Below are 12,503 nucleotides of genomic sequence, written 5' to 3' on the forward strand. Positions count from 1 at the left end.
CTTTTTACTATAAGTTGCTTCTGATCTACTCCAGAATACGGTTGTAAATATCAATATACTGCTGAGCCGATACATTCCAGCTATAGTCACCGGCAAAAGCGTTTTTCGTCACTTTTTTCCAGTGCTCCGGCTTCTGATAGAACGATACCGCCCGGCGGATGGTGTACATCATGTCATGAGCGTTGTAATCTTTGAAGGTGAATCCGTTGCCTTCTCCCGTGTCTTCATTGTATGCATGTACCGTGTCGTTCAACCCGCCTGTCTCGCGGACTACCGGAATACTTCCATATCGCAGGGCCAGCAATTGGCCGATTCCGCAAGGCTCGAACTTGGACGGCATGAGGAACAGGTCGCTTGCCGCATAGATTTTGCGGGACAGTGCATCATTGAACAGGATTTGTGAGGACAGCTTGGTCGGATAACGCCACTGTGCTTCACGGAACCAGCGTTCATAGACTTCATCCCCTGTACCCAGCAGTACGAACTGGATATCATCATAATAGAGCAGCTCATCCATTACCCGGGTTAGGAGATCCAGACCTTTGGAGTCGACCAAGCGGGTAACCATCGCAACCATCGGAATATAGGGCGCTACCGGAAGTCCCAGCTCCTGCTGCAAGGCGAGCTTATTTTCGGCTTTCTTGGCTAGATTGGAACGATACCGGGTGTATATTTGCGGATCACTGGCCGGATTATAGATCTTGGTGTCAATGCCGTTGACGATTCCGCTGAGGCTGTCTGCCCGTGAGCTCAGCAGTCCATCCAGTCCATATCCATAATACGCAGTGCGGATTTCTTCAGAATAAGTCGGACTAACCGTAGTGATATGATCGCTGTAGACAATCCCTGCTTTCATATAATTCACGTTCCCGTAATACTCAACCCCGAGGAAGTAGCTATCATCAAGACCCAGTAATTCACCAAGCACCAAATAAGGGAATACCCCTTGATATAGCAGATTATGAATGGTAAACACTGTACGAATATCCTTGTAGAACGGATTGTGGCGGTAATGACCCTGAAGCAGCATCGGAATCACAGCAGCATGCCAGTCATGACAATGCAGCACATCCGGCTGAAAATCAATGATTTCAAGGCACTCCAGAACTGCGCGGTTAAAGTAGGCAAAACGTTCACCATCATCCATATAGCCGTAAATGCCGTCCCGCCCAAAATAATATTCGTTATCCACAAAATATATTGGAATGCCATCATATATCAACCGTTCAATGCCGCAATATTGATTGCGCCAGCCGATCGGTACGCTCAATTCAACCACATGTTCCATTTGTGAAACAAATTTCTCCGGAATCCCCCGGTATTTAGGCAAAATCACCCGGACATCCACTCCCGCACTCTTCAGTGCTTTGGGCAACGCTCCTATGACATCGGCCAGCCCTCCCGTTTTGATAAACGGATGCGCTTCGGCTGCAGCGAATAAAACCTTCATATTTCGATATCCCCCTTTTGTGTATGAGCTGCGAACCCTATTATTTTATTGTTTTCCTGCCTGCTTTCTTGAGTACCAGGAAACTGAGCGGAGGAATGGTTAATTCGATGCTGTTCACCTGATTGTGCCATTCTTGTTTGGTGCTTTTCATCGGACCATTGTGCACACCGCTTCCCCCGAATTCCGTATTCTCCGAGCTGAACAGCTCTTCATACGTACCAGGACGCGGAACTCCAATCCGGTACAATTGCCGCTCCACCGGTTGAAAGTTGATAATAATCAGCAAGGTATCGACCGGCTTTTTACCACGGCGGATATAGGAAACAATGCTCTGGCTGCTGTCGTCGGCATCAATCCATTGATACCCTTCCATGTCATGATCCAGCTCCCATAGTGCCCTCTCGGTAACATAGAGCTTGTTAAGTGCAGCCGTGAAGGCCAGCATGCGGCGGTGGCTGTCATAATCCAGCAGCAGCCAGTCGAGCTGATCCTGATCCTTCCATTCGATGAATTGGCCGAATTCTCCACCCATGAACAGCAGTTTTTTACCCGGATGACTGATGTGGTAACCCAGGAGCAGGCGAAGACCTGCGAATTTCTGCTCATACGTTCCTGGCATTTTATCCAGCAGAGACTTCTTGCCATGCACCACCTCGTCGTGGGACAGAGGGAGCGTATAATTCTCGGCATAGGCATAACAGATGGGAAAGGTCAACAAATTATGATAATAGGGTCTCGCCCCGAAATCATGTTCTATGTAGCCCAGTGTGTCATTCATCCAGCCCATGTTCCATTTGTAGTTGAAACCCAGACCTCCCTCATGCACCGGAGCGGTAACCCCCGGCCAGGCGCTGGACTCCTCTGCCATCATCAATGCTTTCGGATAATACTGGAATATGGTCTTGTTGAGCTGTTGAATAAACCGGATGGCATCCAGATTCTCCAGTCCGCCGTTTTCATTTCTGCGATACTCATGATTTTTCTTTTCGAAATCAAGTCTGAGCATACTGGTGACTGCATCTACACGCATCCCGTCAATATGGTACATCTCGAACCAGAACAAAGCATTCGATATCAGAAAAGATGAAATTTCAGGTTTGCTGAAATCAAAAGAAAGTGTGCCCCAACCTGGCTTCTCTGCCAGCATCGGATCAGCATATTCAAACAGCGGTGACCCATCGAACATTCTAAGGCCGTGAGCATCTTTGGCAAAATGAGCAGGAACCCAGTCCAGCAGTACACCAATTCCTGCCTGATGCAGCTGGTCAATGAGAAACATCAGATCCTGCGGTTCCCCATAACGGCTGGTCGCAGCAAAATATCCTGTGCCCTGATATCCCCAGGACAGATCATATGGATGTTCAGCCAGAGGCATGAACTCTACATGGGTATAGCTCATTTCCACCAAATAAGGAATTAACAGCTCGCTCATCTCACGATATGTGTACAGTTCACCGTCTTCCTTCTGACGCCAGGTTCCAAAATGCATTTCGTAAATATTCAGCGGTGTCTGATAAGGCGCCTTACTCCGCCGCCGCCAAGCAGCGTCTCCCCAGGAGTACCCCCCCAATTCTGCAACAATGGATGCTGTAGCTGGACGCACTTCTGCTTGGAAGGCATAGGGGTCTGCTTTGAGGAAGCTTGACCCGTCTGAAGCGACAATCCTGTATTTGTAAAAAGTTCCCGCTTTCATCTCCGGAAAAAAACGACTCCAAAATCCTGAATCGGGTATCTTAAATAACGAGTCCACGTCTTCGGTTCCATCCCAGCCGTTATGATTACCAGCCAATCCTACATATGTCGCATGAGGAGCCCACACGGTAAAGCGTACGCCCGGTATTCCTTCTTCAGCGGCAATGTGCGCGCCCAGCATCGAATAGCTGCGATAATTCGTGCCCTCATGGAACAAATAAATATCATCGGATGACGGGAGGTTAACTGTTGCTGAATTATTGGCCAAATCATCACCACCTTCTAAGAATAGGATGCACCTTTAACATTACCCGAATGTACCTGTTTTGAAAATGATTTAGTCCAGAAGTTCACTATATTTTGTATCAAGAAAATTATTTATGTAATTTTTGCAGAAGTACGGCAATATATTTCATCTATGCGTTTCAAGTGCTTGCTCTGCGTGTATATTACAAGCATTGACAAAAAAATGGGAGGGATAACAAATGAGTAAAAAAGAATGTATCGCCATGCTTCTGGCAGGCGGGGAAGGCCGCAGACTGGCTCCCTTGACTACCACCATGGCTAAGCCTGCAGTCCCTTTCGGCGGACAGTATAGAATCATTGACTTTCCCCTCAGCAATTGTGTGAATTCTGATATTGATACTATTGGGGTACTGACACAATATGAAGCTAATTCCTTGCACAATCATATCGGAGCGGGTGAGCCATGGGGGCTCCATACCCAGTCTAACAAAGGTGTAAAGCTGCTTCCTTCCGGCGTTGAAGGCAGAGACAGCTACACTGGAACAGCTGATGCTATTTATAAAAATATTGATTTTATTGACAGCCACAGTCCGGAGCATGTCTTAATTCTGTCGGCAGATCATATTTACCATATGAATTACAAGAAAATGCTGGATTATCATGTCGAAAAATCAGCAAAAGCCACCATTTCAGTCATGGAGGTTCCATGGGATGAGGCCAGCAGATTCGGAGTACTGAACGTAAATGAGGATCTTAAGATCTCTGAGTTTGCGGAAAAACCAAAGGTTCCACAGAGTAACCTTGCTTCGATGGGGATCTACTTATTCGAGTGGAAATACCTGAAAGAACATTTGCTTCTTGATGCAGCTAATCCGGCCTCCAGTCATGATTTTGGCAAGGATGTCATTCCAATGATGCTTGATGGCAATGATGATCTGTTCGCTTACCGTTTCAAAGGTTACTGGAGAGATGTGGGTACAGTTGACAGCTTGTGGGAAGCTCATATGGACCTGCTTCATGAAGATAACGGCTTCAAACTCGATAATTCCCATTGGCCGATGTACAGCCGTGCCCGCCGGACAAAAGCAGCTCCACATAAACCACGCCTTCAGATGCCAGCTACTGAAAGTCTGGTGAACGAGTCCTGTCTGCTGGAAGGCAGTTTGAATCGGTCGGTTGTTTTTGGTGGAGTTGAAATCGGCAAGTTAAGCCTGGTTAAACAGAGCGTCATTATGCCAGGTGTGAAAATCGGCCGGAGTGTATGGATTGAGAATGCCATTATTGGTGAAGGCGCGGTAATTAAAGATGGTGCAGTGATTAAAGGCAGCCCCGACAACATTGTGGTTGTTGGACCGAATGAGATTGTGGCGGCCAAACCGGTCATCAAAACCCAGCCTTCCCGTCTTTTGCAGGAGGTATACGAAAAAACAGGCCGTCTGCGTGCCGAAGGACTTCCATCTTAATTCTTATGCAAGTTCCTCCCCGTTAGGCATAACCATTGAAACGGTTTACTTTACTTTTAAAGAGCCTACTTTCGTTTAAGCCTTATAATAATTATTAAAAGGGATGCGGCAACTGTCACCTGCAGTTGCCGCATCCCTTTTGTTATTACCCTATTTATTTCATAGCAGTTCAATGGCTGGAGAAACCGTGGAAGGCTGATCTTCCGTCATTGGCAAAATTACAGTTACCTGCGTTCCCTTGCCAAGTTCACTGTCCATTTCCAGCTTGCCGCCATGAAGCTCCACAATTTGCTGCGAAATGGCAAGGCCCAGACCTGTACCGCCATTCAATGCATCTACCTGGAAGAACCGGTCACGTACTCTGCCAAGATGTGCCTCACTGATCCCTATACCGCTGTCACGAACCACAACTGCCAGTTCACTGGAGCTCAGACGGTGTGCAGACAAAACTATGCTCGAATCTTCGGGAGAAAACTTCACAGCGTTATCCACCAAGTTCAAGAATACCTGCTTCAACCGGTTAGCATCCGCTCTAATATAAAATGTCTCTTCACATTCCAGCAACAGATGAATCCGTTTCTTTTCTGCTTTGGCCCAAATATTCAAAATCGTCTCCTGAAGCAGCACTTTGATATCTACACGGCCCATGGACAGCTTCATCTCATTCTGCTGCAGCTTGGAGAAATCTAGAATCTCTTCCACTAGCCCGATCAACCGGTCACTTTCTTTGGAGATGATGCCCATGCCCAGCTTGGTTTCCTCGGGATCATATCCACCTGAAATAAGCGTTTCGCTCCAGCCCTTAATGCTTGTAAGCGGGGTTCGCAGCTCATGCGAAATGGAGGAGATGAAATCATCCTTAATCTGATTGCTGCGGATAATTTCATCCGCCATATAATTCAGTGTTGAGGCCAAATCGCCAATTTCATATTTGTAATCGCCTTTGATCCGCGTCGTGAACTTTCCTTTGGCCATCTGGGCTGAGACCGCAGTAATATTCTTCAGCGGCTTCACAATCGAATTTGCCAGACCGAAGCTGAACAAAACCACGATTGCCATAACCGCCACACCAATTCCAATGGATACCAGCGTTAGGTTCAGCAGATCACTGTCAATTCTCTCCATAGAGGTAACATAACGGATCACATAGGTTTCGCGGCCGTTAATATGCACCATCTTGGACACCGCCATTACACTCTCGTTCGTTCCGGGCTGGCGTCCAACCCAGCGGCCGAAGCTTCCACCCACTGCCTCCGGCACATCACTCGTCGTAATCGTGCGGTCAGGCTGAAATCCAGTGGAGCTGATCAGCATATTCCCATCCAGTGTCAGCACCTGCAGCTCGGTATAGTCCATCTGAAAGAAATCAAGCAGCTTTTGCAGCTGGTTAGGCGAATGCTCTCCGGAAATCTCATATTTCTGGAAATCCTCCGCCATCCCGATATGCAGGGTGATTTTACTGTATACACTGTCATAGTAATAGGTCCGGATGGCCAGCAGGAATATAACCTCAACGAGGAGAAGCGCCACAAAGACGACAAAGATATAGTGCAATACAATCTGTCTGCGCATCCCCTTCTTGATCATTGTCCTTGGCCTTTCCACTTATAACCGTGGCCCCACACGGTCTGAAGATATTCCGGCTCAGAAGGATTATTCTCAATCTTCTGGCGCAGACGGCGAATGTTCACATCAACAATCTTGGGATCCCCCATATATTCCTTGCCCCAGACATGATCGAGCAGCGAATCCCGGCTGAGCGGGGTATTCTCCATCTCCAGAAAATACTGAACCAGTGAAAACTCCGTCGGTGTCAGCTCGATGGCCTCTCCACTGCGCTTGAACTGCTTGGAGATCAGATCAAGTGTAAACGGCCCGGAATGAAAGGAGACCTTGGCGGATTGCTCACGGTGGACATTAACCCGGCGCAGCAGCGACTGGATACGGGCAATCAGCTCTGTGGGACTAAACGGTTTGCTGACATGGTCATCCGCACCTACCGAGAGGGCATAGACTTTATCCTGTTCCTGCACCTTAGCCGTCAAAAAAATAATCCCAAGCCGCTCATTGGTTTCCCTGATCCTTCTGCACACCTCAAAGCCGTCGATGCCTGGCACCATGACATCCAGCAAGGCAATATCAATATCCGGCACAGTTGTCAGCTTATGCAGCGCCTCGTTACCATCTGCTGCCTCCAGCACCTCAAACCCGTTACGCTTCAGATTGATCACGATAAAACTCCGGATGGATTCTTCATCCTCCAGGATTAATACCTTACTCATCGATTCCCTTCCTTTCAATAGGCGAGGTGATTGTATTGTTGTCTCCTCCGCTTGTACTCTGTTCCAATTCTCCCCGGTAAACAATAATTTTGTCCAGATCGCTTCCTAACAGCTCCCAGCCGCCGTTTTTCTCCCGTTCCCATTCCGCAGGAGTAAAGAAAGAAACCTCAGCGACCGTCTCTCCGGTATCCAGCAGAATAAATCTTAGAAATTTATCCTGAACAGACTTGGTGTCAACCGTCACCTTCCCATACCATTTCGGTAAAATGTTGATGGTGAAGCGGTCCGAAGGGTCCTGATACAGCTGGTCGGAGAACGTAAGGCCGTTCTTCCCATCCCATTTATAATAGGAATTAAAATAAGGGATGGTCTGCGGGTCGAAATACTCCCAGCCCTTAGGCGGCTCAAGAAGGCCGATCTCCAAAATGCCGTCACCATTGATGTCTTCACTGACAATCTTTCGTTCCTTGAACGTGCGTGCGTCTCCCGGAACGACCACCCGCAGCTTGTTGTTCTCCATAACAACCATGGTTGAGTATGCAGAGCGGGAATCCACTGCCGCATCCAGAATAATACCTTCTTTATGCTCAGCTACTTTACCTGAGACAATATTGTAATAACTATTGAAATATGGGTCCAGATCATCGAGCTCATCCAGAACCTTGAATCCGTCGCTGTACTGATAGGTAGTAATCGTGGCAAATTCATTGCGCTTAAAATTCACAACCGTGATGTCTTCAATCCCATCTTCGTTCAGATCATCCAGTAAGTATTTGGTATAGGGCTGTGTCAGTACTTCCTCCAGAGCTCCGCCCCCATAACGGTATACCACCATGCCCTTTTCTTCACCGCGCGAATATCCTGCTATGATATCCAATTTGCCGTCGCCGGTTACATCCAGAATGTCGACAGAGTCGAGCTCCATCCCATCTCCGTCAAACACAAGCTCTTTCACCCAGCCCTCATCCTGCTTCTCCAATATCATCCCGTGAATCTGTACCGTTTCGTTCTTGGTCAGATAGAACACCAGCGTCTCCATGATACCGTCCTTGTCGAGATCGTCCGTAAAAATAGAACTATCATCGTCATTCGCCGGACGAATCAGCGTGGAACCGGCAGGCTTCAGCGAATTAATCGCTGTCATCAAGGACGCCTTGTCAGCCGACAGCTGCGGTGCCTTCATCCGCGAAACAGGATCACTGATGAAAGTGCAGCCTGACATCACAGATAAAGACAGTGACAGTGATAACGCCGCCAGACGCTTTATAATATGCCTACTCAACTTCATCACTCTTTCCCGGTTACGTGGTTCATTCCGCTATAAATGGGCACGCTCCTGAGAGGTTAGTCGGCGGCCCTTGACATCATATTTAATTCTTCCATCTTCCAGAACCCAGAGTCGTGTAGCATACCGCTCCGCCAGCTCAATCGGGATTACTGTTATCACGGTAAGTCCTGTTTCCTTGCACAGCTTGCGTAGCGTCTCCAGCACATTCTCCGCTGTTTTGGGATCCAGACCGGTCACCGGCTCATCTGCCAGAATAACCTTTGCACCATGTACCAGTGCCCGGGCAATCGCCACACGCTGACGTTCCCCGCCGCTAAGCTGGCTGGTCTTCATCTTCGCCTTGTCGAGCAAGCCCAATAAATCCAGCTCGTCCATTGCACCCATATAATCATCTGAACGCACCATACCTGTAACCATCCGCCACAGCGGTGTCTGTGAGGACTGTCCAATCAATACATTCTTAAGAGCCGTGCGGTTCGGATTAAGCTCAGCATTCTGTTCCAGATAAGCCCACTCACGGCTGATTTTGCGTTTGCCGGCGAAGGGGCTTTTCTTAATATCCGTTCCATCTACCCTGAAGTTTCCCCTGTCCCATTTCTCCTTTAGCGCCAGGCACCGCAGAAGTGTTGATTTGCCGCTTCCGCTGGCTCCCAGCAGAACCACAAATTCACCTGCTTCTAATTGAAAGCCAATATCCTGCAGTACCGGAACCTTGTCATCCCCTACTGCTTTGGCCAAATGTTCAACTGTAATCATAGTTCAGCCTCTCCCTGTCTTCATCTCTACTCTACTCTATAGTGTACTCTGAAAGCGGGATCAAATTCCATGCGAGCACTCGTTCTTATCTTACCTCAAATCGGCTTCCGTGGCGAGAATAATAACCCCGTCAGGCCGAACACCATATATAAAGCACCCAGGAGCACAAAAACGCCTCCGCCCCAGCCAAATTGCAGCAGCAAACCGCCAATACCCGGACCAATAATACTGCCGAAGCTATAATGAAAAGAAGAGACTACATTAGCGGCAGGCAGTAAATTGCGCGGGAGGATATCAGCAGCATAGCTGAGTCCGAGTGAGAAAAAAGAGCCTACAAGTCCGCCTGCTATCATAAACACAGCCAGTGTCCACAGAAAATGGTCTCCTGTAAGCGGCAATAGCGCGAACGCCAAGCCCCCTCCCACACCTGAGAAAATCAGTATCTTTTTCCGCCCGTGACGGTCACTCCATATGCCTAAAGGCATTTGAAGCAACAATCCGCCAATCCCCGCAAAGGGAAGAAGCGCTGCAATCTGATTGGTACTGAAGCCGATTCGTAATCCGTAGACAGGAAAGTTACTGTTCAGGCTGGCTTCCATATATCCGTATAAAAGAGCAGGGATCAGCGCATACCACGCCAGACTGTAGCTACGGGCGAACCGCCGGGTCTGTCCTTCACCGTGCTCTACTTTGTCCGGATGAGAGTCCGGAAGCTTCAGCGCCACCAGGATTAGTACGCACAGGAATAAGAGCGCAATCGCTGCAAAGGGTGCCGCCTGCCCGAAACGGAGCAGACTTATGCCAAGCGGCCCCAGACTGAACCCCAGGCCGTAAGACATACCATAAAGGGATAGATTTCGTCCACGGTGTGCAGCAGGCGTCATTAACAGCACCCAGAGCTGGGCAGCATAATTGATCGCCGAATCTCCGATGCCCACCAGCAGACGCAGCAAAAACCATGCCTTGACACCTGGCAGCAGCGGAAAACAAATGAGGGACACCAGGACCAGACTGACGCCTGCTGCGATCAGCTTTTTGAATCCGATGGCGCTGAGAATCCGTTCCGCTACCAATGTCATGGCGAAGGAACCTACGTATAGTGCAGCGGCGTTCAATCCGTTGAGTGAGGATGAAACCCCTTTTTGCTCCAGCAGAATGGATAAAACCGGCAGCAACAAGCCTTGGCTGAGTCCAGCCGCAATGATAACAGTAATCAGAATGATGTAATTGAGCTTGCTGCTCTGATTCACAGATATTGAATGAACGTCTGACACAGATGAATCCTCCTATGTAATTCTATGATTGTGGTAGTGACACCGCCCTGGCAAACACGGAACATTATAGTGGACAACCTTCTTCAAAACAAGAGATAATAATAGAAGTGACCGATTTCCTGGGGGTGCAAGCTTCATGAACTATAAATTAGAAATTGATGTCTCGCCGGTATACGAACTGCTGGACAGTTTTATGTTATATGTAACTAGAAAATGGATTTCCAATCTTGATATCGGACCTGACTGGATCCGTGATGTAGACAGCCGCATAGCCCCACTGCAAATTTCCGCTTTGCGTCAGGCCGCAGAGTGGCCTTTTGAGGATTATGATGTTCTATACGCATGGGCATACAGCAGAGGCCCGGCTTCCAAGGTGACGCAATTCCTCGACGATCTTGAAGCCTGCACGCTGGAAGAATGCTTCGAGCGCACATCGCCTTTTTTCCAGGAATTCAATCTTGAAGAATGTGCAAGGATAAAATATGGGTACACCCCGCTCCTGCGTCTATGGTACGAGCAGTATTTCCGCCATACGGAGCAAAAGATTCTGCCGCTGATGATCGAAGACGCCGCCGAGAAAAAAATGCTGGAGAGTAAAATGGATATCGTGGCGCTGATTGAATATGCTTCCGGCGGAATGGTTATGGAGGACATCCCAGAGCTGGAAACCATCGTGCTGCTGCCCACCATCCATAACCGGCCGATCAATACCTATTGCTTCTACAAAACAATGATGCTGGTACAGTATCCTGTCGATGTACCTCTGGACAGTGAAGATGAGCCGCCAACTGTACTGCTCCGCTTGACCAAAGCCCTCTCGGACCCGACCCGGCTTCGAATGTTGCGCTTCATTGCCCACGAGCCTAAGTCTTTATGGGAAATGCAGTCCGAACTTAGCCAATCCCGGGAAATGCTGATGCATCACCTGCTCATTCTGCGTGTGGCAGGCTTGCTGCGAGTGCACCTTCGGGGTGAAGGTACGGAACGATACAGTATTAGGCCGGACGGCGCTTCGGAGCTTCAGATGTTTCTGGAGTCTTATATCCGATTATAATAGGTATACAGTACAGGAAGAGATACAGATAAGGAGCAACTGCTCTCAAACTTAGACTATGCTTCCGAAGTGAGTTTTGAACGAAGCCGATCAAGGAGCAACTGCTCTCAAAACTTAGACTATGCTTCCGAAGTGAGTTTTGAACGAAGCCGAACAAGGAGCAACTGCTCTCAAAACTTTTAGGAGTGAACGTTATGAAATATTTGACACAGCAAGTGATTTTTGATCTTGATGATACCCTGGTGCATTGCAACAAATACTTCGACCTCATTCTGGGGCAATATTTCGAGCTGATGTCAGAGTGGTTCGGTGAATACGGTGCGACTACCGCTGAATTCCGCAGCAAGCAGGTAGAAATTGATGTGCAAACCGTAAGCACAAGCGGCCTCGCCAGCGATAATTTTCCGAAATCCCTCATTGCAACCTACCGTTTCTTTTGCATCAAATATAGCCGTCCCGCTGACCCTTATCATGAACAGCAGCTCATGAAACTTGGAATGAGCGTGTATGATCAGGAGGTCGAGGCTTACCCGGGAATGGTAGAAACCCTGGACACATTGAAGCAAGACGGTCATTCTCTCTACCTCTACACCGGAGGCGATGATACCATTCAGCAGCGCAAAATTGAGCAAATGAAACTCGATGCTTATTTTGACGACCGGATCTACATTCGCCAGCATAAAAATATCGAGTCGCTCGAAAATATCCTGAGTACCCACAGTTTTGACCGCAAAAACACGTGGATGATCGGCAACTCCCTGCGTACGGATGTGCTTCCGGCTATTACAGCGGGTATCAACAGCATCTATCTGAAGCAACAGAATGAATGGCTGTACAATCTCATTGAGCTGCAGCGCGAGATGCAGCAGTCCGTTCTTACAATCTCCTCCATTAGTGAAGTGCCTCCGGTTATCCGGTCTGCAGTACAGTATAAGAGCCACGGCTGAAGTCCCGGGAGAGCCCTTGTTACAAATGACATATGCAGCCTGCAGCAGGAT

At 48.4% G+C, this 12,503-nt stretch carries 10 protein-coding genes; 3 read left to right on the forward strand and 7 right to left on the reverse strand.

Features of this window, described 5'->3' with window-relative positions; translation table 11 throughout:
- Positions 1-25 precede the first annotated feature (25 nt).
- A complete protein-coding gene (glgA, locus tag AC0MA3_RS02985; RefSeq protein WP_474655112.1) occupies positions 26-1,450 on the reverse strand; it encodes a glycogen synthase GlgA in 1,425 nt (474 codons plus the stop codon).
- 40 nt (positions 1,451-1,490) lie between these two features.
- Positions 1,491-3,410, reverse strand: a complete 1,920-nt coding sequence (glgB, locus tag AC0MA3_RS02990) for a 1,4-alpha-glucan branching protein GlgB (RefSeq protein WP_474655113.1) — start codon at positions 3,408-3,410, stop codon at positions 1,491-1,493.
- A 217-nt stretch (positions 3,411-3,627) separates the two neighbouring features.
- Here glgB and AC0MA3_RS02995 point away from each other — a divergent pair, with 217 nt between their 5' ends.
- The gene (locus tag AC0MA3_RS02995; protein ID WP_474655114.1) at positions 3,628-4,851 is read left to right on the forward strand and encodes a glucose-1-phosphate adenylyltransferase; all 1,224 of its coding nucleotides are present in this window, start codon (positions 3,628-3,630) and stop codon (positions 4,849-4,851) included.
- 159 nt (positions 4,852-5,010) lie between these two features.
- On the opposite strand, the gene AC0MA3_RS03000 is transcribed toward AC0MA3_RS02995, so the two are convergent.
- The 5 genes from AC0MA3_RS03000 to AC0MA3_RS03020 form a co-directional block, all read right to left on the reverse strand.
- Complete coding sequence (locus AC0MA3_RS03000; RefSeq protein WP_474655115.1) at positions 5,011-6,438, reverse strand: sensor histidine kinase; 1,428 nt, start codon at positions 6,436-6,438, stop codon at positions 5,011-5,013.
- Complete coding sequence (locus AC0MA3_RS03005; RefSeq protein WP_379151942.1) at positions 6,435-7,133, reverse strand: response regulator transcription factor; 699 nt, start codon at positions 7,131-7,133, stop codon at positions 6,435-6,437. Before AC0MA3_RS03005 ends, AC0MA3_RS03000 begins: the two co-directional genes overlap by 4 nt.
- Positions 7,126-8,415 carry a hypothetical protein gene (locus AC0MA3_RS03010; RefSeq protein WP_474655116.1) on the reverse strand — a complete coding sequence of 430 codons (1,290 nt, stop codon included), beginning with the start codon at positions 8,413-8,415 and terminating at the stop codon, positions 7,126-7,128. The genes AC0MA3_RS03005 and AC0MA3_RS03010 overlap by 8 nt, the downstream gene beginning before the upstream one ends.
- 36 nt (positions 8,416-8,451) lie before the next feature.
- Positions 8,452-9,177, reverse strand: a complete 726-nt coding sequence (locus tag AC0MA3_RS03015; RefSeq protein WP_379151936.1) for a phosphonate ABC transporter ATP-binding protein — start codon at positions 9,175-9,177, stop codon at positions 8,452-8,454.
- 95 nt (positions 9,178-9,272) lie between these two features.
- Positions 9,273-10,427, reverse strand: a complete 1,155-nt coding sequence (locus AC0MA3_RS03020; RefSeq protein ID WP_474655172.1) for an MFS transporter — start codon at positions 10,425-10,427, stop codon at positions 9,273-9,275.
- 160 nt (positions 10,428-10,587) lie between these two features.
- On the opposite strand from AC0MA3_RS03020, the gene AC0MA3_RS03025 reads away from it, so the two are divergent.
- Positions 10,588-11,505, forward strand: coding sequence for an ArsR/SmtB family transcription factor (locus tag AC0MA3_RS03025; RefSeq protein ID WP_474655117.1), 918 nt, complete (start codon positions 10,588-10,590; stop codon positions 11,503-11,505).
- A gap of 194 nt (positions 11,506-11,699) precedes the next feature.
- A complete protein-coding gene (locus tag AC0MA3_RS03030; protein WP_474655118.1) occupies positions 11,700-12,452 on the forward strand; it encodes an HAD family hydrolase in 753 nt (250 codons plus the stop codon).
- The last annotated feature ends 51 nt before the right edge of the window (positions 12,453-12,503 follow it).

The organism is Paenibacillus sp. LS-5, from assembly GCF_056121505.1.